At 61.0% G+C, this 24,241-nt stretch carries 22 protein-coding genes and 1 pseudogene; 12 read left to right on the top strand and 11 right to left on the bottom strand.

What is annotated here, in order from left to right; all coding sequences use genetic code 11:
* Positions 1–11: 11 nt before the first annotated feature.
* Positions 12–389 carry a glutamine synthetase gene (locus PspS04_RS27205; RefSeq protein ID WP_159998647.1) on the bottom strand — a complete coding sequence of 126 codons (378 nt, stop codon included), beginning with the start codon at positions 387–389 and terminating at the stop codon, positions 12–14.
* A gap of 151 nt (positions 390–540) precedes the next feature.
* Here PspS04_RS27205 and zigA point away from each other — a divergent pair, with 151 nt between their 5' ends.
* The 3 genes from zigA (at position 541) to PspS04_RS27190 (ending at position 3,450) form a co-directional block, all read left to right on the top strand.
* Entirely contained in the window at positions 541–1,749 is a 1,209-nt protein-coding gene (gene zigA / locus PspS04_RS27200) for a zinc metallochaperone GTPase ZigA (RefSeq protein WP_159998645.1), read from the top strand.
* Positions 1,746–2,390: a DUF1826 domain-containing protein gene (locus tag PspS04_RS27195; protein ID WP_095165006.1), complete on the top strand. Its 645-nt coding sequence runs from the start codon at positions 1,746–1,748 to the stop codon at positions 2,388–2,390. The genes zigA and PspS04_RS27195 overlap by 4 nt, the downstream gene beginning before the upstream one ends.
* A gap of 88 nt (positions 2,391–2,478) precedes the next feature.
* Positions 2,479–3,450, top strand: coding sequence for a CobW family GTP-binding protein (locus tag PspS04_RS27190; RefSeq protein WP_159998938.1), 972 nt, complete (start codon positions 2,479–2,481; stop codon positions 3,448–3,450).
* Between the two features lie 4 nt (positions 3,451–3,454).
* Here the strand turns inward: PspS04_RS27190 and PspS04_RS27185 are convergent, their stop codons facing one another.
* Positions 3,455–3,853 (bottom strand): DUF3301 domain-containing protein, encoded by a 399-nt coding sequence (locus PspS04_RS27185; protein ID WP_159998643.1) that lies wholly within the window; start codon positions 3,851–3,853, stop codon positions 3,455–3,457.
* Between the two features lie 115 nt (positions 3,854–3,968).
* Here PspS04_RS27185 and pdxY point away from each other — a divergent pair, with 115 nt between their 5' ends.
* Positions 3,969–4,841, top strand: a complete 873-nt coding sequence (pdxY, locus tag PspS04_RS27180) for a pyridoxal kinase PdxY (RefSeq protein ID WP_159998641.1) — start codon at positions 3,969–3,971, stop codon at positions 4,839–4,841.
* Between the two features lie 4 nt (positions 4,842–4,845).
* Here the strand turns inward: pdxY and PspS04_RS27175 are convergent, their stop codons facing one another.
* Positions 4,846–5,328, bottom strand: coding sequence for an acyl-CoA thioesterase (locus PspS04_RS27175; RefSeq protein WP_095165001.1), 483 nt, complete (start codon positions 5,326–5,328; stop codon positions 4,846–4,848).
* Between the two features lie 238 nt (positions 5,329–5,566).
* On the opposite strand from PspS04_RS27175, the gene PspS04_RS27170 reads away from it, so the two are divergent.
* The gene (locus PspS04_RS27170; RefSeq protein ID WP_095164999.1) at positions 5,567–7,330 is read left to right on the top strand and encodes a cation:proton antiporter; all 1,764 of its coding nucleotides are present in this window, start codon (positions 5,567–5,569) and stop codon (positions 7,328–7,330) included.
* 131 nt (positions 7,331–7,461) lie between these two features.
* Here PspS04_RS27170 and PspS04_RS27165 read toward each other — a convergent pair whose 3' ends face one another.
* From PspS04_RS27165 to uvrD, 3 genes are all read right to left on the bottom strand, one after another.
* Positions 7,462–7,869, bottom strand: coding sequence for an SMI1/KNR4 family protein (locus PspS04_RS27165; protein ID WP_095164997.1), 408 nt, complete (start codon positions 7,867–7,869; stop codon positions 7,462–7,464).
* Between the two features lie 136 nt (positions 7,870–8,005).
* On the bottom strand, positions 8,006–8,881 hold the full coding sequence (locus PspS04_RS27160) for a Tim44 domain-containing protein (RefSeq protein WP_159998639.1): 876 nt from the start codon (positions 8,879–8,881) through the stop codon (positions 8,006–8,008).
* Positions 8,882–9,200: 319 nt separating this feature from the next.
* Positions 9,201–11,384, bottom strand: coding sequence for a DNA helicase II (uvrD, locus tag PspS04_RS27155; RefSeq protein ID WP_159998637.1), 2,184 nt, complete (start codon positions 11,382–11,384; stop codon positions 9,201–9,203).
* 259 nt (positions 11,385–11,643) lie between these two features.
* Here uvrD and PspS04_RS27150 point away from each other — a divergent pair, with 259 nt between their 5' ends.
* Complete coding sequence (locus PspS04_RS27150; RefSeq protein ID WP_159998635.1) at positions 11,644–14,508, top strand: GGDEF domain-containing phosphodiesterase; 2,865 nt, start codon at positions 11,644–11,646, stop codon at positions 14,506–14,508.
* Between the two features lie 84 nt (positions 14,509–14,592).
* Here PspS04_RS27150 and PspS04_RS27900 read toward each other — a convergent pair whose 3' ends face one another.
* Together PspS04_RS27900 and PspS04_RS28190 are read right to left on the bottom strand one after the other, a co-directional pair.
* Positions 14,593–14,865, bottom strand: coding sequence for a hypothetical protein (locus tag PspS04_RS27900; protein ID WP_442966605.1), 273 nt, complete (start codon positions 14,863–14,865; stop codon positions 14,593–14,595).
* Positions 14,852–14,959, bottom strand: a pseudogene (locus PspS04_RS28190) (hypothetical protein); the annotation flags it as partial. The gene PspS04_RS27900 and the pseudogene PspS04_RS28190, both read right to left, overlap by 14 nt.
* Positions 14,960–15,152: 193 nt before the next feature.
* On the opposite strand from PspS04_RS28190, the gene hexR reads away from it, so the two are divergent.
* Together hexR and PspS04_RS27135 are read left to right on the top strand one after the other, a co-directional pair.
* The gene (gene hexR / locus PspS04_RS27140; protein WP_095164987.1) at positions 15,153–16,019 is read left to right on the top strand and encodes a transcriptional regulator HexR; all 867 of its coding nucleotides are present in this window, start codon (positions 15,153–15,155) and stop codon (positions 16,017–16,019) included.
* A 155-nt stretch (positions 16,020–16,174) separates the two neighbouring features.
* The gene (locus tag PspS04_RS27135; RefSeq protein WP_095164985.1) at positions 16,175–16,387 is read left to right on the top strand and encodes a PA3496 family putative envelope integrity protein; all 213 of its coding nucleotides are present in this window, start codon (positions 16,175–16,177) and stop codon (positions 16,385–16,387) included.
* Here PspS04_RS27135 and PspS04_RS27130 read toward each other — a convergent pair.
* Positions 16,329–17,291 (bottom strand): LysR family transcriptional regulator, encoded by a 963-nt coding sequence (locus PspS04_RS27130; RefSeq protein WP_095164983.1) that lies wholly within the window; start codon positions 17,289–17,291, stop codon positions 16,329–16,331. The two genes, PspS04_RS27135 and PspS04_RS27130, sit on opposite strands and share 59 nt — an antisense overlap.
* Before the next feature lie 191 nt (positions 17,292–17,482).
* On the opposite strand from PspS04_RS27130, the gene PspS04_RS27125 reads away from it, so the two are divergent.
* The 4 genes from PspS04_RS27125 (at position 17,483) to PspS04_RS27110 (ending at position 22,520) form a co-directional block, all read left to right on the top strand.
* Complete coding sequence (locus tag PspS04_RS27125) at positions 17,483–18,898, top strand: acetyl-CoA carboxylase biotin carboxylase subunit (protein ID WP_095164982.1); 1,416 nt, start codon at positions 17,483–17,485, stop codon at positions 18,896–18,898.
* 11 nt (positions 18,899–18,909) lie between these two features.
* Positions 18,910–20,715 (top strand): sodium-extruding oxaloacetate decarboxylase subunit alpha, encoded by a 1,806-nt coding sequence (gene oadA, locus PspS04_RS27120; RefSeq protein WP_095164980.1) that lies wholly within the window; start codon positions 18,910–18,912, stop codon positions 20,713–20,715.
* Between the two features lie 204 nt (positions 20,716–20,919).
* Positions 20,920–22,245 carry a type II toxin-antitoxin system HipA family toxin gene (locus PspS04_RS27115; RefSeq protein WP_159998631.1) on the top strand — a complete coding sequence of 442 codons (1,326 nt, stop codon included), beginning with the start codon at positions 20,920–20,922 and terminating at the stop codon, positions 22,243–22,245.
* A complete protein-coding gene (locus PspS04_RS27110) occupies positions 22,242–22,520 on the top strand; it encodes a helix-turn-helix domain-containing protein (protein WP_159998629.1) in 279 nt (92 codons plus the stop codon). The genes PspS04_RS27115 and PspS04_RS27110 overlap by 4 nt, the downstream gene beginning before the upstream one ends.
* A 69-nt stretch (positions 22,521–22,589) precedes the next feature.
* Here the strand turns inward: PspS04_RS27110 and PspS04_RS27105 are convergent, their stop codons facing one another.
* Positions 22,590–23,423 (bottom strand): amino acid ABC transporter permease, encoded by an 834-nt coding sequence (locus PspS04_RS27105; RefSeq protein ID WP_159998627.1) that lies wholly within the window; start codon positions 23,421–23,423, stop codon positions 22,590–22,592.
* Positions 23,420–24,241, bottom strand: coding sequence for an ABC transporter substrate-binding protein (locus tag PspS04_RS27100; protein WP_095164976.1), 822 nt, complete (start codon positions 24,239–24,241; stop codon positions 23,420–23,422). The genes PspS04_RS27105 and PspS04_RS27100 overlap by 4 nt, the downstream gene beginning before the upstream one ends.

The raw sequence follows: 24,241 nt of genomic DNA, 5'->3' as shown, positions 1-24,241 counted from the left end.
CCCTATTGCCCTCAACAGCCCGTCAGGCGGCTGCAGGTGAAACGGGCGCTGGCTCCCCCTGAACTGGAAAACCGGTTAAGGGTGGTCCAGCCAACACGCCGGCTGTAGCCGACCCAGGCCTCGCCATCGGAGGCCAGGCCAGTGAAGAACGTGAGCTGGCCGTAACGGCTGGTGGTTTGCGCCCAGTACCGTTTGCCGTTTTGTTCAAAGCCGCGCATGTAGGTGGTATTGCCCGCGGTGGCGACGCTGTAGGCATTGCCTTGCGGGTCGACGCAGGCCAGCAGGGTGGCGCTGCGGGTACAGGTAGCCAGCCCCGGTAGTTGCGCCCAGGCATCGGCCGCGAACAGCAGTAAAAGGCCGGACAAGGTGCATTTCAGGGCATAGGGCATGGGGTTTCTCGGGCAGGTGGCAGGGCCAGGATTGCGCCCTTCGTCGCGGGCGACAAGCACGGATTGGCTTATTTGCATTGTTATACTATAACATTTGCGCCTTGCCTGATCTGTGATCTCCCGTGACGCCTGCTGCCCAGAGGACTACCTGATGCCCAATCGCCTTCCCGTTACCGTGCTCTCCGGCTTTCTCGGCGCCGGAAAAAGCACCCTGCTCAATTATGTCCTGCGCAACCGCGAGCATCTGCGGGTCGCGGTGATCGTCAACGACATGAGCGAAATCAACATCGACGGCAGCGAGGTGCAGCGCGATGTCAGCCTGAACCGCGCCGAAGAAAAACTGGTGGAGATGAGCAACGGCTGCATTTGCTGCACCCTGCGTGAGGACTTGCTGGAAGAAGTCAGCAAACTGGCCCGGGACGGTCGCTTCGATTACCTGCTGATCGAGTCCACCGGGATTTCCGAACCGTTGCCGGTGGCGGAGACTTTCACCTTCCGTGATGAACAGGGGCAGAGCCTGGCCGACATCGCGCGGCTCGACACCATGGTCACGGTGGTCGACGGGATGAACTTCCTGCTTGATTACCAGGCCGCCGAAAGCCTCGCCTCCCGCGGGCAGACCCTGGGCGAGGACGATGAGCGTTCGATTACCGATCTGCTGATCGAGCAGATCGAGTTCGCCGATGTGCTGCTAATCAGCAAGATCGATTTGATCAGCAGTGCCGATCGGGAGGAGTTGATCGCCATCCTCAAGCGCCTGAATGCCCAGGCGCAGGTCATCCCCATGGTCATGGGCGAGGTGCCGTTGCGGCAGATCCTCAATACCGGGCGTTTCGATTTTGCCAAGGCGGCCCAGGCGCCGGGCTGGCTCCAGGAGTTGCGCGGCGAGCATGTGCCGGAAACCACCGAGTACGGCATCGCCTCAACGGCTTACCGGGCTCGCCGGCCGTTTCATCCCCAGCGTTTTTTCAGCTTTATCGACCGGCCCTGGGTGAACGGCAAACTGCTGCGTTCCAAGGGCTTTTTCTGGCTGGCCAGCAAGCACCAGGATGCCGGCAGCTGGTCCCAGGCAGGCGGCTTGATGCGCCACGGTTTTGCTGGGCGTTGGTGGCGTTTTGTACCGAAAGAGCAGTGGCCGGACGATCAGGAAAGCACCGCGGCGATCATGCAAAATTGGCTGCCTGGCACCGGCGATTGTCGCCAGGAGCTGGTGTTCATCGGGCAGAACATCGACTTTGCCCAGCTCACGGCAGAGCTGGATGACTGCCTGCTCAGCGCTGACGAAATGGCCATGGGCGTGGAGGGGTGGCGCTCGCTGGTCGATCCCTTCGGCCCCTGGTTCGACGAGGAGGCGGCATGAGCCGGGCGCCTGCGCTCCAGGCCCGGCCGTTGGTCCGCCAGGCCATTGGCCAGACCCCCGAAGTGTTCACCCGGATCCTTGAGGACGGCACCAACCTGGCGCTGTGGCAGCGTCGGTTGCCATTGCATATCGTCGATTTCGCCACGCTGTTGTTGTCGCTGAACCAGCCGTTGGCCGAATCGCTGGTGGTCGAATTGGCCAATGACGAGGCGCAACCCGACCTGCGCAGCCTGGCGGCTTGTTGCAGTGATCTGCAGGGCTATGAGGGATTTATCGCCGATGTTGCCTGGCTGATCAGTGCCTTTGCCTGCCTGCTCGGGGCACGGCGGATCGGGGTGCGGGTGCGTACCCTGGATAAAGCCATGTGTCCTCGTTTTCACGTCGACCATGTGCCAGTGCGGCTGATCACCACCTACGCGGGGATCGGCAGCCAGTGGCTGGAAGAGGGCATGATCGAGCGTCAGCTCCTGGGCAATCCGCAAGCCGAGCCTGGGCAGTGCCAACAGATGCTCGGTGGTGAAGTGGCGTTGCTCAAGGGGGAGAAGTGGCAGGGCAACGAAGGCGCGGGCCTGATCCACCGTTCGCCGGCCCTGGCGGCGGGAGAGCGCCGCCTGATCCTGACGCTGGACTGGCTGGCGTGAGTCAGGTGGCGATAGTGAATCGGCCGGCGCTCAGGCATATTGCGATGATCTTCCTGTGATGTCGCTCTCTGCCGTGAAATCGCCAAGCCTGTTGCAGAACATCCCTACCCACGTGATTGCCGGCCCCCTGGGTGCCGGCAAGACCAGTCTGATTCGTCACTTGCTGGCGCAGCGGCCGGCGCACGAACGTTGGGCGGTACTGATCAACGAGTTCGGTCAGATCGGCCTCGACGCCGCACTGTTGACCACCGGCGCAGATGGCATTGCGCTGGGAGAAGTGGCCGGCGGCTGCCTGTGCTGCGTGAATGGCGCACCTTTCCAGATCGGCCTGGGTCGGTTGCTGCGCCGCTCACGTCCCGATCGCCTGTTCATCGAACCTTCGGGTCTCGGCCATCCGGCACAGTTGCTCCGGCAATTGAGCGAGGCTCCCTGGCAAGGGGTGCTGGCGCTCCAGCCGAGCGTGATGGTGCTCGACGCCCAGGCGCTGGCCGCCGGCAAGCCATTGCCCGCCGCGCAACAACAAGCGCTGCCCAGCGCCGGGCTGTTGCTGCTGAACAAGGCCGAGCACCTGGCTGCGGACCAACGGCAACGAATTAGCGGGTTGTTGCCCCAGTGCCCGCTGATCTGGACCGAACACGGTCGGTTGCCATTGCGCGAGCTGCCAGGCGGGCAAAGCCAGGCCCAGGCGCTTGTGGATAACTTTACTGCCGCCAGGGGCGTGGCGCCCGCTCCATTGATCTGGACCGACCCGGCCTCGCCAATCTGTTTGAGTCAGCAGCAGGAAGGGGGGTGGAGCATCGGTTGGCGCTGGCACTCGAGCCAGGTATTCGATCGCCAGCGCCTTGCCGCTTGGCTGCAGGGCCTCACCTGGCGTCGGGCCAAACTGGTTATCCACAGCGCCGAAGGCTGGATATCCGCCAATGCCCTGGAGAACGCGGCGCTGGATTGGCGGGCCAGTGAGTGGCGCCAAGATTCACGCCTGGAGTTGATCTTCGAGGCGCCTCAAGCGGTGGATGAACTGCAACAGGCGCTGGCCGCTTGCCGGGTGACGCTGGCTTGAGGCCTTAGGGACGCTGCTTGCTGTGATCCTGGCGCCACTGGCTCAGCTCGATCACTTCGGCGCTTGGCATCGCCGGTTTTTCATCATAGGGCATCGGGTAGGGCGCGAGCTCGATCTGTGCGCTGTGCTGGCCGAACTGGGTGATGGTACCGGCATGCCGGGTTTCGCCGGTCACGGTGAACTCAAAATTGTAGGTCCGGGCCAGGCGGCGTCGGCCGTTGGCATCTTTGACGAACGCGATTTTCTTCAGCGCCACGTTGCCGTCGAGCAATTCGATGTCGAGTTTGGCGCAGTGGCGCTTGACCCGTTCCAGCGCTCGCTCGCGCAAGCCGTGGTTGTGCCACAGCCATGCTGCACCGGTCGCCAGCAGCATCAGCACGAAGATATTTCCCAGGGTCAGCATCAAACGCACTCCAACTAATTGGCACCAGCTTAACTGCGACATTGGCCTGTCGTACAGGCTGCGTTTAGTCGCATACTGCGCGGCTCGAATTTCAATCGTTTTACGGAAATCCCGCATGAAACGTACACCGCATCTGCTCGCCATCCAGTCCCACGTGGTTTTCGGTCATGCTGGCAACAGCGCCGCGGTTTTCCCGATGCAGCGGGTTGGGGTGAACGTCTGGCCGCTGAACACGGTGCAGTTCTCCAATCACACGCAATACGGCCAGTGGGCTGGCGAGGTGTTGGCGCCCCAGCAGATTCCTGCGCTGGTGGAAGGGATTGCCGCGATCGGCGAGCTGGGCAATTGCGACGCAGTGCTGTCGGGTTACCTGGGCAGCGCGGCGCAGGGGCGAGCGATCCTCAGTGGCGTGGCGCGGATCAAGGCGATCAACCCACAGGCGCTGTACCTCTGCGATCCGGTCATGGGTCATGCCGAGAAGGGTTGCATCGTGCCCGCCGAAGTCAGCGACTTCCTGCTCAACGAAGCGGCGGCCGTGGCTGATTTCATGTGCCCGAACCAACTGGAGCTCGACAGCTTCTCCGGGCGCAAGCCGCAGTCGCTGTTCGATTGCCTGGGCATGGCCCGCGCTTTGTTGGCGCGTGGCCCCAAGGCGGTACTGGTCAAGCACCTGGATTATCCCGGCAAGCTGGCGGACGGCTTCGAAATGCTGCTGGTGACCGCCGAAGGCAGCTGGCACCTGCGTCGTCCGCTGTTGGCGTTCCCGCGCCAGCCGGTGGGCGTGGGCGACCTGACGTCGGGGTTGTTCCTGGCGCGGGTGCTAATGGGCGACAGCCTGGTGGCCGCGTTCGAGTTTGCCGCGGCGGCGGTGCATGAAGTGCTGCTGGAAACCCAGGCCTGTGCCAGCTACGAGCTGGAGCTGGTCCGGGCCCAGGACCGTATCGCCCATCCGCGGGTGAAGTTCGAAGCTACTGCGATCAGCCTCTGATTGCTCAGACGTCGGCCTTGATTTCCTGGTAGCGCTTTTCCAGTTCCTGGCGGACCTGGCGCCGCTGTTTGCCCTGGATGTAGCGGCGGCGGTCTTCGCTGTTCTGCGGTTGCAGCGGTGGCACCGCCGCGGGCTTGCGCTGGTCGTCGACCGCCACCATGGTGAAGAAGCAACTGTTGGTGTGGCGCACCGAGCGCTCGCGGATGTTTTCGGTCACCACCTTGATGCCCACCTCCATCGAGGTGTTGCCGGTGTAGTTGACCGACGCCAGGAATGTCACCAGCTCACCGACGTGAATCGGCTCGCGAAAAATCACCTGGTCCACCGACAGGGTCACCACGTACCGGCCGGCATAACGGCTGGCGCACGCATAGGCTACTTCGTCGAGGTACTTGAGCAGGGTACCGCCGTGGACATTGCCAGAAAAGTTGGCCATGTCGGGGGTCATCAGTACTGTCATCGACAGCTGGGCATTTCCGGGTTCCATAGCACACTCACGGTTCTAGGCAGGGATTCAGGGGCGTACCTCTGCGGGCACTTGAGCTGTTTTTCAAAGCATCCTTAACGGGACGCCGCGCCGCTCGCGGTCGTCACGCTTGTATCCATCTGTTTCCATATATTGCACCGCGTTTCTGCCGGAAGTCGCGGTGTTACCCTTCAAAAGCCCGTTCGACAGGCTTTTTCTCGCGTCACGCCTACAGCATCCCCATCAAGGAGCCTTCGCCATGCATGCCATCAGTTTCATTCAGGATTTGGCAGTGATCATGCTGGTGGCGGGGGTGGTGACCGTACTGTTCCATCGCTTCAAGCAGCCCGTGGTCCTGGGGTACATCGTTGCCGGCTTCATCATTGGCCCGCACACCCCGCCATTCGGCCTGATCCATGACGAGCAGACCATCAAGACCCTGGCCGAGCTGGGGGTGATTTTCCTGATGTTCTGCCTCGGCCTCGAGTTCAGCTTGCGCAAGTTGTTCAAGGTCGGCGCTACGGCGTTTATCGCGGCGTTCCTGGAAATCGTGCTGATGATCTGGATCGGCTACGAAATTGGCCGCTGGTTCGACTGGAACACCATGGATTCGCTGTTTCTCGGGGCGATCCTGGCGATCTCCTCGACCACCATCATCGTCAAGGCGCTCAACGACCTGAAGATGAAGAACGAGCGTTTTGCCCAGCTGATTTTTGGCGTGCTGATCGTCGAGGACATCCTGGGGATCGGTATCATTGCCTTGCTGTCGAGCATCGCGGTGAGCGGTACCGTGAGTTCGGGCGAGGTGTTTTCCACCGTCGGCAAACTCTCGCTGTTCATGATCGTCGCGCTGGTCATCGGCATCCTGCTGGTGCCGCGGCTGCTGGCCTACGTGGCGAAATTCGAAAGCAATGAAATGCTGCTGATCACCGTGCTGGGCCTGTGTTTCGGCTTTTGCCTGCTGGTGGTCAAGCTGGAGTACAGCATGGTGCTGGGGGCGTTCCTGATTGGCGCGATCATGGCTGAGTCGCGGCAATTACTGAAAATTGAGCGCCTGATCGAACCCGTTCGCGACTTGTTCAGCGCAATCTTTTTTGTCGCCATTGGCCTGATGCTCGATCCGCTGATTCTATTGCAGTACGCCTGGCCGATTGCGGTGATCACCGTCGCCGTGGTGCTGGGCAAGATGCTGTCCTGCGGCCTGGGGGCCTTTATTGCCGGCAACGACGGACGCACCTCGCTGCGGGTTGGCATGGGCCTGTCACAGATCGGTGAGTTCTCCTTCATCATCGCGGCGCTGGGCATGACCTTGCAGGTCACCAGCAATTTCCTCTACCCGGTGGCGGTCGCCGTCTCGGTGATCACCACGCTGCTGACGCCGTACCTGATTCGCGCGGCTGACCCACTCTCGATCAAGCTCGCCGCGGTCATACCGACGCGCCTTGGCCGGGTGCTGGGAATGTATGGCGAATGGTTGCGCAGTATCCAGCCGCAGGGTGAGGGCGCGCTGCTGGCGTCGATGATCCGGCGGATTCTGCTGCAGGTGGGGGTGAACCTGGCGCTGGTGGTGGCGATCTTCCTGTCGGGCGGTTTTTTCGCCGAACGCATGTCGGCTTATCTGCAGGACTGGATCAGCGATCCGAGCTGGCAGAAGGCCCTGATCTGGGGTGGGGCACTGCTGGTGTCGCTGCCTTTCCTGATTGCCGCCTATCGCAAGATCAAGGCGCTCTCGATGCTGCTGGCGGAAATGGGGGTGAAGCCGGAGATGGCTGGCCGCCACACACAACGGGTGCGCCGGGTGATCGCCGAAGTGATCCCGATTCTCTCGCTGCTGGTGATTTTCCTGCTGCTGGCAGCCTTGTCGGCCAGTATTTTACCGACCAACAAGTTGCTGTTGCTGATTGCCGTGGTCACCGCCGCGGTGGCGGCGCTCCTCTGGCGCTGGTTCATCCGTGTGCATACGCGGATGCAGGTGGCCCTGCTGGAAACCCTGGACAACCACAAGGAGTCGTCCGGCCATTGAAGCGCAGATCCGCAGACCCGTAGCAGCTGCCGAGCCTGCGAGGCTGCGAGGCTGCGTTCGGCGGCGTAGCCGTCGCCTACCGGACGCAGGCTTCGCCAGTTGCTACAACAACCTCACGCAGGGGGCCAGACTCAGCTTTCCAGCCAGACGTCCCGCGCCCAGTGCCATACCGATTCCCAGGTTTCTTCGGCAACCAGTTCGTCTTCGGCTTGCCACAGCACCACGGTGCCGTCTTCTTCGACGCAGTAGTAGTCGTCACCATCCTGGCAGATAGGGATCAGGCTACGGTCCACGCCTGCGTCCCAGGCGTTGGCGGCAACGTCCGGCAGGTAGGTGTGGGATTGCGGGTCTGTGACAGTCACAGGTTCCAGGCTGCCGTAGACCACGTCGCTGACGGTCAGCAGGAATTCCCTGAAGACAAACGGGATGTCGATGAACAGTTGTTCCTCGATTTCCACCAGTTGGTCTTCGTCAGGCAGCTCCAAGGGCACCGGTACCGGTTCGTTGGCTTCTCGCAGTTGTTCGATGATTTCTTCCACGTCCGGGATCCTCTTGCTCAATGGCGCGGTTTGGTTGGGGCGGTTTATACAGTAGCTTGCTATAGATGCAACCGCGAAATAGAAAACCCCAGCCGAGGCTGGGGTTTTTATTACTGCATGCGAACCGCGCGAGGTATTAGCCGTTCTGGCGAATACCAGCGACCAGCCAAGGCTGGTTGTCGCCTTGCGGACGTTCCATGTTCCAGCTTTCGCTGAACACTTCGCCCTGGTCGAAACGCGAGGTTTTCGACACGCCGCTGAAGGTCAGGGTGGCGATGGTCTTGTCGGCGCGATCATCCACGCCGTCCAGTTGCACGGTGAGGTTGTCGATGTAGGTCGACTGGAAGCCGTCGCCCAGGTCGGCACGTTCGCGCTTGAGGAACTCCAGCAGTTGTGGGGTCACGAACTCGGCGATCTTGTCCATTTCGTTGGCGTCCCAGTGCTGCTGCAGGGACTGGAAGTGGCTGCGCGCGGCTTCAATGAAGCGCTCTTCGTTGAACCAGGCCGGAGCGTTGATCACCGGACGAGCAGCAGCCGGAGCGGCCGAACCACCGAAGATCGAACCCATGGCAGGCTTGTTCTCGAACACTTCACGCTGCATTGGCGCGTGACCGGCCGGGGCCAGGTGCTCTTGCTGCTTGCGACGACGAGCGGCGATGAAGCGGAAGATCACGAAGGCGATGACCGCCATGATCAGGATGTCGAAGATCTGCATGCCCTGGAAGCCACCGCCCATGAACATGGACGCCAGCAGGCCGCCAGCGGCGATACCGGCCAGCGGGCCGAGCCAGCGCGAAGCACCGCCGGCCTTGGCCGCAGCGCCCGCGGCACCGGCAGCACCAGCGGTCGCCGCAGCGCCGCCCATGCCAGGAGAAGAAGGAGCCATTTGGCTGGTCTGGTGAGTCGGCGCAGCGCCGGAGCTCTTGCCGCCACCAAAGCGCTTGGCGTTGGCGTCCAGGCTCATCGTCAGGCCGATGCACAACGCCATGGCGATGCTAAGAAAACGTTTCATAAAGGGAATTCCCATTTGTGGATGGCACGCGCGCCATGTTGCACAGGTGAAGTGTTGCTGGCTAGCGGCAGAGTGTTTCGGGCTTTTGCCTGACAGGCTGGGTTCAGCTCAACCGGCCTGCGTAGGGCTATGTACTTTTGTCTGTGGGATGGGCCGACAAGTTCAGAAGGACTAGGAGCAAAGATCAATGCCACATCCTGTAGGAGCGAGCCTGCTCGCGAATGCACACGCCTCGATGCATCTGATAAACGGCGGTGTAGATATTCGCAAGCAGACGAAGCGCCGCCCGGCGCTCTCCCACAAGGACGCGCTCGCGCCTTTAGATCGCTTCCAGCTTGGCGTAGCCGAGCATCAGCCACTTGCTGCCTTCGCTGAAGTTCACTTGCACCCGGGCCTGGGCCCCGGCGCCTTCGAAGTTGAGAATCACCCCTTCGCCGAACACCGCGTGCTGCACTTGCTGGCCGAGGCTGAATGCGGTTTCGGGGATTTCCGTACCGGCGAACATACTGCTCGAGCTCTGCTTCTGGCCACCGCCGAACGGCCGGCTGACGCTATTGGACAGCCGCACTTCCTGAATCAGGCCCTTGGGTACTTCGCGTACGAAACGCGAGACCTTGTTGTAAGTCTCGCTGCCATACAGGCGCCGGGTTTCAGCGTAGGTCATCACCAGGTTCTGCATGGCGCGGGTAATGCCGACGTACGCCAGGCGCCGCTCCTCTTCAAGACGGCCGGGCTCTTCCAGGCTCATCTTGTGCGGGAACAGACCCTCTTCCATGCCGACCAGGAACACGTAGGGGAATTCCAGGCCCTTGGCGCTGTGCAGGGTCATCAACTGGATGCTGTCTTCGTGCTCGTCGGCCTGGGTATCGCCGGCCTCCAGGGAGGCATGGCCGAGGAAAGCAGCCAGTGGCGTCAGCTCTTCGTCTTCTTCGCTGTTCTCGAAGTTGCGCGCGGCGCTGACCAATTCCTCAAGGTTTTCTACCCGGGCCTGGCCTTTCTCGCCTTTTTCCGCTTCGTGGTAGGCAATCAGCCCCGACTGCTCGATGACGGTCTGGGTCATCAAGTGCAGCGGCATCTCGGCGGTTTTCGCCGCCAGGTTGTCGATCAGCTCGATGAAGGCGCCCAGGGCGCCGGCAGCGCGGCCAGTCAGGCCTTTATTGGCGATCAGCAAGCGCATGGCTTCCCACATCGACACATCGCTGTGGCGAGCGTGGTCGCGGATGGCTTCGACGGTTTTCTCGCCAATGCCACGCGCCGGAACGTTGATCACCCGCTCCAGGGCCGCGTCGTTGCCGCGCCCTTCAAGCAAGCGCAGGTAAGCCATGGCGTTCTTGATTTCAGCACGTTCGAAGAAGCGCTGGCCGCCATAGATGCGGTACGGGATGCGTTCGCGCAGCAGGGCTTCTTCCAACACCCGAGATTGGGCGTTGGAGCGGTACAAAATCGCAATATCGCTGCGCGCCAAGCCGGTTTTCAGCGCGCTTTCGATGGTTTCGACAACGTAGCGGGCTTCGTCGTGTTCATTAAAGGCGGCGTAGAGGTTGATCGCTTCGCCTTCACCGCCATCGGTCCACAACTCTTTGCCCATGCGCCCGGTATTGTTGGCGATCAGGGCGTTCGCCGCCTTGAGGATACCGGCGGTGGAGCGATAGTTCTGTTCCAGGCGAATGGTCTCGGCATCCGGGAAGTCGTCGGAGTACTGATAGATGTTCTCGATTTTCGCCCCGCGCCAGCCGTAGATCGACTGGTCGTCGTCACCCACCACCATCAGGCTGTCGCCGCCCTTGGCCAGCAGGCGCAACCAGGCGTACTGCACGGCGTTGGTGTCCTGGAACTCGTCTACCAGGATATGGCGGAAGCGTTTCTGGTAGTGCGCCAGCAAGCCCGGATGGTCGCGCCACAGGTCGAGGGCGCGCAGCAGCAACTCGGAGAAGTCGATGACACCAGCGCGCAGGCACGCGGCCTCGTAGGCCTCATAGATGCTGCGCATGGTGCCCAGGAACAGGTCGCCACTGGCTTGAATGTGTTGTGGACGCAGGCCTTCGTCTTTCTGGCCGTTGATGAACCACTGGGCCTGGCGGGCCGGCCAGCGCTGCTCGTCGAGGCCCAGCTCACGGATCACCCGTTTGACCAGCCGCTGCTGGTCGTCGCTGTCGAGGATCTGGAACGTCTGGCTCAGGCCGGCTTCCTGCCAGTGCGCCCGCAACAGGCGGTGCGCCAGGCCGTGGAAGGTGCCGACCCACATGCCGGCCGGGTTGATACCCATCAGTTGCTCGATGCGATGGCGCATCTCGGCAGCAGCCTTGTTGGTGAAGGTCACCGACAGGATTGAGTGAGGCGAGGCGTTTTCGACCTGGATCAACCAGGCGATACGGTGCACCAGCACACGGGTTTTACCGGAGCCAGCACCGGCCAGGACCAACTGACGACCCACGGAGGCAGCTACGGCCTGGCGTTGGGCATCGTTGAGTGAGTTCAGCAAAAGGGAGAGGTCATCGCGCATCGGGGCATTCTAGGGTGCCGCGTCAAACCGGGCAAACCGAGCTTTGCATTAACCGATGAAAGAGTTGCCGAGGGCGACCACCCAGTCACGCGGCAGCGGCCCTTACAGGCCGTGGCTCTGCGGTTTTGCGCGGTTTTTGCCAGGCACTCGCTTTCGTCGATTTTATCCCTCGCGCCAGTTTGGTCAGGGTGCTTGCTTGTGTATGCTCCGTCGACGTTTCGGGCACGCATGCCCCTCTATAAGAACAAGAATATCGCCTATGACCTTCAGCTCCAGCCTGGCAGGATCCTTCGTGGAGCCGCAGGTTATCCGCAAGCAATACGCCATGGAGATGGCGGTCGAGCGCACGCGTATGCTGTACCAGGGCTCGCTGCTGCCCACCTTGCTGATGTTGCTCAATGGCCTGGTCTGTGCCGGTTTGCTGTGGGACCCGCAGCGTTATCTGCAGGTCAGTGCCTGGCTGGTCTGGTTGCTGTTGCTGGTGGCATTGCGAGTGATCCAGGTGGCAGCCTTTGATTCGGCCATGCCCAGCCGCCAGGCGCAGCCGATCTGGCGGCACATGTTCCTGCTGGGGTCGGCCCTCAGTGGCCTGACCTTGGCCGCAGCTGGTATCGCCCTGGTGCCCACCGACAGTTTCCTGCAGCAAGCCTGGGTGTTTGGCCTGATCGGCGCGGCCACCCTGTGCGCCAGTGTCGCCTACGCGGTCAGCCTGTCGGCCTTCCTGTCCTTTACGTTGCCCTGCCTGCTGCCGGCCATCGGCTATCTGTTCTGGGGCGGCGATCAACAGCAGCAGGGCTGGGGCTGGCTCGGCCTGATTCTGCTGGGCTCCTTGAGTGTGGTGGCGTGGCAGGTCAACCGGCTGATCGGACGAGGGTTGTTGCGCCGCTTTCAGAATCAGGCGCTGATCGAGCATTTGCGGCAGGCGCAAAGCGGTAGTGACCAACTCAACCAGGAACTGGCGCGGGAAATCGACCAGCGCCGCCAGGCCGAAGCCGAGCTGCGCACCGCGCAAGTCGGCCTGGAGACTCGGGTGGCGCAACGCAGCCTCGAACTGGACGCCGCCAACCAGGCGCTGAGCAAAAGCGAAGCGCGCCTGGCGCTGGCGTTGAAGGCCAGCGAACTGGGCTTGTGGGACTGGAATCTGCAAACCGACGAAGTGCATCACACCCAGCTCGAGGAATTGTTCGGGATCGAGCCCGAGTTCATCACCGAGATGCTCAGCCACCTCAAGCCGCGCCTGCATCCCTCGGACTTGCCGCCGCTGCGGCGGGCACTGGTCGCGCATTTGAAGGGGCGCAGCGAGGATTACCAGATCGAGTACCGCGTGCGTCACGGGGACGGGCATTGGGTCTGGATTGAGGACCGGGGGCGCGCGGTGGAGCGCGGCCCTGACGGTCGTGTGCTGCGCATGGTTGGCACGCGGCGCGACATCAGCGCCAGCAAAGGCCTGGAAGAGCAGCGCCAGTTGGCGGCCACGGTGTTTGAGGCAGCAAGCGAAGGCATTGTGATTTTCGATCCGAATTACGCGTTGATTGCGGTCAATCAGGCGTTCAGCCGGGTAACTGGCTATCAGGCCGAGGACCTGCTGGGGCGCAATGTGATCGAGCTTCCCTGCAGTCGTGACGCCCGCCGCCACTACCCAACGATTCATCAGGCGCTGGAACAACACGGCAGTTGGCAGGGCGAGTTGGTGGAGGCGCGCAAGAACGGCGAACTCTACCCGCAATGGTTGCAGCTGAACGTAGTGCGCGATTCTCGGGGAACTGTGAGCCATATTGTGGGCTTCTTCGCCGATCTCTCCGCTCGGCGCGAATCCGAAGAGCGCATGCGCTACCTGACCCACTACGACGAGCTCACCGGGCTGGCCAACCGTGCGCTGTTCCGTGAGCGCCTGCAGGACGCTCATCAGCGGGTGCGCCAGGGCGGTCGCAGCTTGGCGCTGCTGCACATCAACCTGGATCGTTTCAAATTACTCAACGACAGCCTGGGCCATGATGTGGCCGACCAGTTGTTGCAGAAAATGGCCCGGCGCCTGGTGAACGCGCTGCCGGAAGCGGACACCATCGCCCGTTTGTCCGGGGATGAGTTTGCCGTGCTGTTTGATGCCTATGGCAGCCTGTCGAGTCTGGCGCGGGTCGCCACCCGGTTGGCGGCCAAGCTGCGGGTGCCGCTGAGCATTGATGGGCATGAGCTGGTAATTAGCGCCTCGATGGGCATCAGCATGCTGCCGGACAACGCGCGGGAGATTCCCGCGTTGGTCAGCCAGTCGAACATGGCCATGCAGCACGCCAAGCACCTGGGTGGCAATAATTTCCAGTTCTACACCGACAGCCTGCAGGCCAGCACCCTTGAGCGCCTGCAACTGGAAAACCAGTTGCGCAAGGCCGTCGAGGAGCGACAGCTGAAAGTCTATTACCAGCCCAAGCAGTGTCTGGCCAGCGGTCGCCTGAACGCTGCCGAAGCGCTGGTGCGCTGGGACCATCCGACCATGGGGCAGGTGCCGCCGGCTGAGTTCATCGGTTTGGCAGAGGAAACCGGGTTGATCGGCCCGATTGGCGAATTCGTGTTGCGTCAGGCCTGCTGGCAGGCATGCGAGTGGCAGCGCCAGGGGCTGGCGCCGATCCGGGTTTCGGTGAATTTGTCGGTGCATCAATTGCGCCAGGGCAAACTGGTCAGCCTGGTGCGCCAGGTGCTCGAGGAAACCGGCCTGGAGCCACGCTACCTGGAGCTGGAACTGACCGAAAGCCAGTTGCTCGACAGCGTCGAACACATCATTGCTACCTTTCAGCAACTGCGAGACCTGGGAGTGAAGCTGGCCATCGATGACTTTGGCACCGGTTACTCGTCGTTGAGTTACCTCAAGCGCATTCCGGTGGACTACGTGAAGATTGACCAGGCGTTTATCCGCGGCCTGGGCGAGGGCAGTGCCGATGCGGCAATCACCCGGGCAATCATTGCCATGGCCCATGGCTTGTCGCTGAAGGTCGTCGCGGAAGGCGTAGAGCGGCAGGAGCAGCTTGAGTTTCTCAAGGCGTCGCGCTGCGATGAGGTGCAAGGCTATCTGATCAGTCGGCCTGTGGAGGCCATTGCGCTTGCCGAGCAGTTGCGTAGCCAGGATGGCTGATGAGGTCGGCCTTAGGTATGCCAGCCACCGGTTCCTATGGGCCGTTGGCTGGAATGGTCAAGCTCCAGGAATGACTTCCTGAATTCAGTGAGTGACCTGGATCTCATCCAAGTGCACCAGCAAGTTGCCTTCGCAGAAAATGCTGACGGCCATCAGTTTCAAGTCGCCGGATTGCCTGAACTCGACAGTTTTATCCACCTCAACGAGCAGAGCGTTTTGCTCGGTATGCTCCAGCGTAAGGTCCAGTCTCAAGGCGCTTGGGTTAGGTTGCTGGCTGCTTTTGGTCAGCCTGGGGGTAATGCCCGAATGGGCGACGGTGACCGTGCCATAGGTGCGAAAGGTCGCGCTGACTGGCATCAGGTCCTGCTGGGCTACCCAGCCACGTGTAGTAAGACTCATGGTCGTTAACTCCTGTAATGAATAGTGTGTGTCCTGCATTGTCACTTTCCATCTACAGGGGAGGACGAATGCGCGTGAAGCACCGGGTGTCAGGCCGGTCTGCGCTCTGAGGGCTACATGAGGCGCGGGTGGCACCAGGCGGGGACATCGAGTTATGCATTGAGCAGGCAAAAAACGGATTCTTGTAGTATAACTACAAGCTTGCTACATCCCCGGCGCCCGCCCATAACAATGAGTCCTGCCCTTTGAACCTGTTGCAACATATCGCCCAGTCTCGCCACCTGTTACGCAAATCGGAACTCAAGGTTGCCGACCACGTGCTGCTTGACCCTGCGGCAGTGATGCACAGTTCCATGGCTGATCTTGCCCACAGCGTTGGCATCAGCGAACCGACCATCGTGCGCTTCTGTCGTGCCATCGGCTGTTCGGGTTTCCAGGACTTAAAGCTGAAGCTGGCGCAAAGCCTGGCCGCCGGTGCGAGTTTCGGCCAGTTCGCGATCCACGAAGACGATTCGGTCGCCGACTACAGCCTGAAAATTTTCGACACCACCCTGCACACCCTGATGGAGGTTCGCGAGAAGCTCGATCCGATCGAACTGCAGCGGGCCGTGACGCTCATGTCCCAGGCCCAGCGTGTCGAGTTCTACGGTTTTGGTGCGTCTGGCGCGGTGGCGGCGGATGCCCAGCATAAATTCTTTCGCTTGCTGCTGACGGCTGCAGCGTATTCCGACCCGCACATGCAGGCGATGTCGGCGGTCACGTTGAAACCCTCTGATGTGGCGATCTGCATCTCCCAGTCCGGGCGTTCCAAGGACCTGCTGATCACCGCCAATCTGGTGCGTGAGAGCGGTGCGTCGTTGATCACCTTGTGCCCGAGCCAGACGCCGCTGGCCGAGCTGTCGACCGTCAACCTGGCGATCGATGTGCATGAGGACACCGAAATCTACACCCCGCTGACCTCGCGTATCGCCCACCTGGTGGTGATCGACGTGTTGGCCATGGGCGTGGCCATGGCGCGTGGCCCGAGCCTGGTCAACCACCTCAAGAGCGTCAAGCGCAGCCTGCGCAGTTTGCGCTTGTCGCCCAAGTCGGTGAAGGCGCTGGACGACTGATTTCGATCGCGATGGTGGCAGGTCTTGGCGATCTTATCGCGAGCCTGCTCGCCAAGACGTCTGCCAATGTTCACATCCCTGTAACCCACGCGCAGCCAAACCGTCATCCCAGCGGCCTATCTTGAAACTCCCGTACTCGCCTTGGGAGACTCGAAATGGCCCAGCCCTACGAAGAACGCAACAGCGCTATCAAAACCCGCCGTCAGCAGGAAGACCAGCGCCGCATGGCGTTCCGCCGCGCGATTGAAGATCGTTGTGAGCGCCGGCAACTTCTCGCCGAGATTGGCGATTTTTCCGACAGCCTTGAACTCAATTACTGGCAAGCGAGCCCGGCAGCTTCGCGTCGAAGCGCTCAACCAGCGCGCTGATCTGCACCCGTTCATTGCGGATAAATCCCAGGAACGCATGCGCGACCGGTGACAGGCGCTTGGCTTTGGCCTGCACCACGCACCAGCTGCGATACAGCGGCAGCTCTTCGACCGGCAGCTCCTTGAGCCCGCCGGTCGCCAACTCCAGGTTCAGGGCGTGGCGCGTCAACAGCGCCACGCCCAGACCCGCCACCACACATTCGCGCTGGGCCTCGGCCGACGAGACCTCCTGGGTCTGGTTGAAGTGCACGCGCTTCTCCTTGAAATACTCTTCACAGGCCAGGCGCGTCCCGGAACCAGGCTCGCGCAACAGCAAGGTGTAAGGCTCAAGGTCCTGCAAGCGCAGGGGGCCCATGTGGCACAGCGGGTGGTCAGGCGGGGCGACGGCGACAATCGGGTTATTGAGGAAGGGCAGGAATTCCAGGCCCATGTCCTGCGGCACCATGGACATGATCACCAGGTCGTCGCGGTTATCCGACAGGCGCCGGATCACTTGCCCACGGTTGACTACCGTCAGCTGCAAATTGACTTCCGGGTGCTGGCGCTTGAAGGCGGCGAACAGATGGGGGACGAAGTACTTGGCGCTGGATTCCACCGCCAGCTTCAGCTGTCCTTGCAGCGAACCCTGCATGTCGGACAGCTGCATATCGAGGTTTTCCAGGCGGCCAAAAATGTCCCGACTGGCGCGCTGTAACGCTTCAGCTGCTTCGGTCATGTAGAGCTTTTTACCGACATAATCGAACAATGGCTGCCCAACCAGCTCTTCAAGCTGACGAATTTGTAGGCTGACGGCCGGTTGTGTGAGTGACATTTCCTCAGCTGCGCGGCTGTAGGAGCGTAAATCGCAGACTTCATTGAAGATCTGCAATTGCCGTAATGTCATACGCATCAATGACTTACGCATTATATAGGTGCTCTGGTGGCGGGCCTGTCGCTCAACTATAAGTCTTTACTTATAGCTAACCCAATAATTATTGATTTTTGTTAATCCCTTGCGCGGGATAGTGTGGCTCTGCGACTGGCTTGAAACATTTAGTCACTCGCCGACCCGGTCTAGCGGGTCGTGGGTAGCAACCGGCTCAAGGGAAACTCCAAGTGATAACAAAGATCCTGATCGCCAACCGTGGTGAAATTGCCGTACGAATCGTACGTGCTTGCGCCGAGATGGGCATTCGCTCGGTTGCCATTTATTCCGACGCCGACCGTCATGCCTTGCATGTGAAGCGCGCCGATGAGGCCCACAGCATCGGAGCCGAGCCATTGGCCGGTTACCTGAACCCGCGCAAGCTGGTGAACCTGGCCGTGGAAACCGGTTGCGACGCGTTGCACCCAGGTTATGGGTTCCTCTCGGAAAACGCCGAACTGGCAGATATCTGCGCAGAACGCGGGATCAAGTTCATCGGCCCGTCGGCAGAAGTCATTCGCCGCATGGGCGACAAGACTGAAGCGCGCCGAAGCATGATCAAGGCGGGCGTACCAGTAACCCCAGGCACCGAAGGCAACGTCGCGGGCATCGAAGAAGCCCTCACCGAAGGCGACCGCATCGGCTACCCGGTGATGCTCAAGGCCACTTCCGGTGGTGGCGGCCGTGGTATTCGTCGCTGCAACAGCCGCGAAGAACTCGAACAGAACTTCCCTCGCGTCATTTCCGAGGCCACCAAGGCCTTCGGTTCGGCGGAAGTGTTCCTGGAAAAATGCATCGTCAATCCCAAGCACATCGAAGCGCAGATCCTCGGCGACAGCTTTGGCAACGTGGTGCACCTGTTCGAGCGCGACTGCTCGATCCAGCGCCGTAACCAGAAGCTGATCGAAATCGCCCCCAGCCCACAACTGACCCCGGAACAGCGCGCCTACATCGGCGACCTGTCGGTGCGCGCAGCCAAGGCCGTGGGCTACGAAAACGCCGGCACCGTGGAGTTCCTGCTCGCCGAGGGCGAGGTGTACTTCATGGAAATGAACACCCGAGTGCAGGTGGAACACACCATCACCGAGGAAATCACCGGCATCGACATTGTCCGTGAGCAGATCCGCATTGCTTCCGGCCTGCCACTGTCGGTGAAACAGGAAGACATTCATCACCGTGGTTTCGCGTTGCAGTTCCGCATCAACGCTGAAGACCCGAAGAACAACTTCCTGCCCAGCTTCGGCAAGATCACTCGCTACTACGCCCCCGGCGGCCCTGGCGTGCGTACCGACACGGCGATCTACACCGGCTACACCATTCCACCGTTCTACGATTCGATGTGCCTGAAACTGGTGGTTTGGGCTTTGACCTGGGAAGAGGCCATGGACCGTGGCTTGCGCGCCCTCGACGACATGCGCCTGCAGGGGGTCAAGACCACCGCTGCGTACTATCAGGAAATCCTGCGCAACCCGGAATTCCGTAGCGGCCAGTTCAATACCAGCTTCGTTGAAAGCCACCCGGAACTGACCAACTACTCGATCAAGCGCAAACCCGAAGAGCTGGCCCTGGCCATCGCCGCCGCCATCGCCGCCCACGCAGGCCTGTGAGGAATATAACAATGTCCAAGATCCACGTTACCGACACCATCCTGCGCGACGCCCACCAGTCGCTGCTCGCCACCCGCATGCGCACCGAAGACATGCTGCCGATCTGCGACAAGCTCGACAAAGTCGGCTACTGGTCGCTGGAATGCTGGGGCGGCGCCACCTTCGATGCCTGCGTACGTTTCCTCAAGGAAGACCCGTGGGAGCGCCTGCGTAAACTGCGCGCCGCCTTGCCTAACACTCGCCTGCAGATGCTCCTGCGCGGCCAGAACCTGCTGGGCTACCGCCATTACAGCGACGACGTGGTCAAGGCCTTCGTCGCCAAGGCCGCGGTCAACGGCATCGACGTGTTCCGCATCTTCGACGCGATGAACGACGTGCGTAACCTGCGGGTGGCCATCGAAGCGGTGAAAGCTGCCGGCAAGCACGCCCAGGGCACCATCGCCTACACCACCAGCCCGGTGCACACCATCGAAGCGTTCGTGGCCCAGGCCAAGCAGATGGAAGCCATGGGTTGCGACTCGGTGGCAATCAAGGACATGGCCGGCCTGTTGACCCCGTACGCCACCGGCGAACTGGTCAAGGCACTCAAGGCCGAACAGTCGCTGCCCGTGTTCATTCACAGCCACGACACTGCCGGCCTGGCCGCGATGTGCCAACTCAAGGCCATCGAAAACGGTGCTGAGCACATTGATACCGCCATCTCCAGCTTCGCCTGGGGCACCAGCCACCCGGGTACCGAGTCGATGGTTGCCGCCCTTAAAGGCAGCGAGTTCGACACCGGCCTGAACCTGGAACTGCTGCAAGAGATCGGCCTGTACTTCTACGCCGTGCGCAAGAAGTACCACCAGTTCGAAAGCGAGTTCACCGCGGTCGATACCCGCGTGCAAGTCAACCAGGTACCGGGCGGGATGATTTCCAACCTGGCCAACCAGTTGAAAGAGCAGGGCGCCCTGAACCGCATGAGCGAAGTGCTGGCGGAAATCCCGCGGGTGCGCCATGACCTCGGCTACCCGCCGCTGGTGACCCCGACTTCGCAGATCGTTGGCACCCAGGCGTTCTTCAACGTGCTGGCCGGCGAGCGCTACAAGACCATCACCAACGAGGTGAAGCTGTACCTGCAAGGCGGTTACGGCAAGGCGCCGGGTGCCGTCGACGAGAACCTGCGTCGCCAGGCAATCGGCAGCGAGGAAGTGATCGACGTTCGTCCGGCCGACCTGTTGAAGCCGGAAATGACCAAGCTGCGTGGCGAAATCGGCGCGCTGGCCAAGTCCGAAGAAGACGTGCTGACCTACGCCATGTTCCCGGACATCGGGCGCAAGTTCCTCGAAGAGCGCGAAGCCGGCACCCTGACTCCGGAAGTGCTGCTGCCGATTCCAGAAGCAGGCGGCGTGACCTCGGCGGGTGGCGAAGGCGTGCCGACCGAATTCGTCATCGATGTGCACGGCGAAACCTACCGCGTCGATATCACCGGGGTGGGCGTCAAGGCCGAAGGCAAGCGTCACTTCTACCTGTCCATCGACGGCATGCCGGAAGAAGTGGTGTTCGAACCGCTCAACGAATTTGTCGGCGGTGGCAGCAGCAAGCGCAAGCAAGCCACGGCCCCGGGCCACGTCAGCACCACCATGCCGGGCAACATCGTCGATGTGCTGGTCAAGGAAGGCGACACTGTGAAAGCCGGCCAGGCCGTGCTGATCACCGAAGCGATGAAGATGGAAACCGAAGTGCAATCGGCCATCGCCGGCAAGGTCACCGCCATTCACGTGGCCAAGGGCGACCGGGTCAACCCGGGCGAAATCCTGATCGAGATCGAAGGCTGATTTAACGCCTTCATCTGCAACGTTTTACCTCGGGGGAGCACATGCTCCCCTTTTTTTTGCATTTAAATGCACTTGGATTTTGTAATCTATCGTTTGATCTGCACTTTAATGCGTTCTTTGATAGATGATCCGAGCATATCTGCACTATATTGCAATCAATGAGCGAATCTACGCTTTCTGTATGCATTAAATTGCAGGTCCATCATGTACAACCTGACCCTTCAGATCCACACAGCCGGACATTGGCGAGACGCCATGACCCTGGTTTTTGCGCAGCCGCAAAAAGGCTTCGAAGGCCCGTGCCGGTTCGCTTACAAGCGGGATTACATCGTCGATAATTTCGATTTCATGCAGTCACCTTTTGCGCAAGCCGTCAGCGCCAGGTTGCCGCTGGATTGGGACAGTGTGTCGTTGAACAAGGCACCGGCATTCTTGCATGACATTGCCCCGGCCGGTGCGGCCAAACGCTTCCTGATGGAGCGTTTGGGGCAGCAAAAGCCGGATGAGGTAAGTGCCGATTTGTTTTTATTGTGTCGCAGCACGCCAGCACCAATTGGCAATATGCGCATCAAGGAGTCGGCTGAAGTGCTGGATAACCGACCACCAATGGGGTTCCGTCGGGAGGAAGTGATTGCCCGTGATAACAGCTTCCTTGAATACGCATATGAGCAAGGCGCGGCGATAGGTGGGGCGACAGGGGCGGGTGGAGAAGCCCCCAAACTGCTGATGGCCGAAGACCATGAGGGTTTGTTGTACCCGGACGCTGTGCTGGATGACGAAAACACTGTGCGTCATTGGTTTGTGAAGTTTGCCCGGAACAAGGCACGCCACACGGATCAGGATATTCTCAGGAGCGAATTTCACTACTACCAGGCCTTGCAGGCTCTGGGGATCGAGACCATTGCGGCAGAGGGCTTAGCCTTGGAGGAGGCAAGCAAGCCCAGTTTGTGGATGCAACGTTTTGACCGAGTCGTCACCAGGCAGGGCGTCGAACGTCTGGCGGTCGAATCAATCTATTCACTGGCTGGAGTAACCATCCCAGGCAGTTACATGAGCCATCTGGACGTGCTTCAGTTACTGGTAAATCTGTGGAAACAGGCTGGCCAGGCGGAGCAGATACCGGACCTGGTCGCGGACTATTTGCGGCGCGATCTGATCAATAAAATTCTCGGCAACTCGGATAACCACGGGCGCAACACGTCGATCATCCGTGAGGCGGCTTCCGTTCGTCTGGCGCCGATCTATGACTTGGCGCCCATGGTGATGGACGAAGAGGGTGTGACGCGCACCAGCAAATGGCCGAAAGCGTTGGAAGTGGCTGGAGAGATCGATTGGCGCGGGGTATGCCAAGCGTTGTCGGGTATCACCGACCCACAGCATGCATTTGAGCGCTTGCGCCAGGATGCAGACCATCTACTGGCGCTACCGGACATTCTGAGCGCCAGCGGCTTGCCTGACGTCACCATGAACCACCCAAGTATTGCGTTGAGAAACCTTGAGCAACGTTTGAAAAACTGGGGGCTCAAATGACGCTTTCCATTGATGTCAGGGCTCAATTGATCGAGAACATTCAAGCGGGGTTGGGCGACGGCTCTCTGGAGCTGGGCGAAGCTGTACGCCGTTTGCGGATTGAGGTCACCGGCCTGCACCAGAGTCAGTTCGCCAGGATGTGTAAAATTTCGGTGCGCACGCTGGTGCATATCGAACACGGAGAAGGCAATCAAACCCTCAAGTCGTTGAATGCGGTACTGAGGCCATTTGGATTGCAGATGGGCGTGGTCAAGGTTAAGCGCACAATCAGTTGAGCATGGCAGCATGTGATCGACGGTGGCGCGAGTGAGCGGATGTGCTATCTCGCGCCTGCTGCCTTGGGCTCAACCGCGCTTGGCGTAAGCCTTGCCGTAATGTTTTTCCATGCGCGCCTGAATCAGCTCCAGGCCGATCGACATCAGCCAGTAGATGATCGCCGCGGTGCTGAGCATTTCGATGTAACGGTAGCTGGAGCGGCCGTAGGACTGTGCCAGGAACATCACTTCCCAGACCCCCATCACCGAAATCAGCGACGAATCCTTGAGCATCGAGATGAACTGGTTGGTGGTGGGCGGGATGATGGTGCGCATGGCTTGTGGCAGGGTCACGCGCCAGAAGATTACGCTCTCGCGCATGCCCAGGGCGAGCGAGGCTTCACGTTGGCCGTAGGGGACACCCAGGATGCCGGCGCGGAAGATCTCGCTCAGGTACGCGCCGTAGTTCAGCGATAGGGCAATGATGCCGGCGGCGATGGCGCCCGGGACGATGCCCAGTTGTGGCAGGCCGAGGTAGATCAGCAGGATCTGGATCAGTAGCGGTGTGCCGCGAAAGAACGACGCGTAAAAGCTGGCGATGCCGAAGGCCACGGCGCTGTTCGACAGGCGCCCGAGCGCGGTGACGAAGCCCAGCAACGATGAAGCAACAATCGAGCACAGGCACAGGAACAGGGTCAGCGCGGCCCCTTGCAGGAAACCATTGGGGGCCAGGTGCAGGCCCACCAGGTTCGGTAGCTTGTCGAGGATGATCGAGAACTTCAGGTCGAAGCTCAGGAAGAAGCTGGCGAACAACCCGAACATCGCCGCCCAGGTCAGGTACAGGCGGGTGCGAAAACCGCAGAGGCGCTTGAGCAACGACTCAGCCACCGGTTGCGGTGGCTGGGGAGGAGGGAAGGAAGTCATTGGCTGATGTCGGCGCCGATCCATTTCTGCGACAGCTGGCTCAAGGTGCCGTCCTGTTTCAGTTGGGCGAACACCTCACGCACCTTGGCGTCCCACTGGGCATCGCCTTTCTCGATGGCCACCGAGTTGGGCTCCGAATACAGCGGCTCGCCGGCGAGCTTGAAGCGTTGGTCCTGGGTCAGGCGCGGCTGGGCGGTGACCAGGTTGGTGAGGATTGCATCCAGGCGCACACCGGCCCCCAGGCCGAGGTCCTGGAAGGCCACGTTGTCGGTGTCGTAGGGGGCGATCTGCACGTTCTCGAACGGGTACTGCAACTGGGTGTCTTCGGCGCCTTCGATCACCAGGTTCTTGTTCAGGTAGCTTTCGTAGCTGGAGGCGCTGGTGAGGCCGACCTTCTTGTCGCTCAGATCCTTGGCCCCGTGAATGCGCTCATCCTTGGCGTTGACCACGATCACCGCTGGCGAGGCGTAGTACTGCACCGGGAAGTCGAACACTTCGGCGCGGGCCTTGCTCGGGGTCATGGAGCAGATGCAGATGTCGTATCGACCGCTCCAGCGCCCGGCGGCGATCACGTCCCAGGACGGAGTTTCCAGGCGTAGCTTGACCCCAAGCTTGTCGGCAACGGCCTTGGCCACGTCCACGTCGAAACCATCGAGCTGGTTCTGTTCGTTGAGGAACGAGAAGGGCGGGTAGCTCTCCATCAGCACCCCTACCAACTCCTTTTTCTGCTCGACCCGGTCCAGGGTTGCGCCGCCAAACGCTTGGGTGGAGGCAGCCAGAATCGTTAGGCCCAGGGCCAGCAGTGGTTGAAATTTCAC

It is taken from the genome of Pseudomonas sp. S04, from assembly GCF_009834545.1.
In the GTDB taxonomy this organism is placed as follows: Bacteria; Pseudomonadota; Gammaproteobacteria; order Pseudomonadales; family Pseudomonadaceae; genus Aquipseudomonas.
This window is presented reverse-complemented; position numbering and strand designations above follow the sequence as displayed.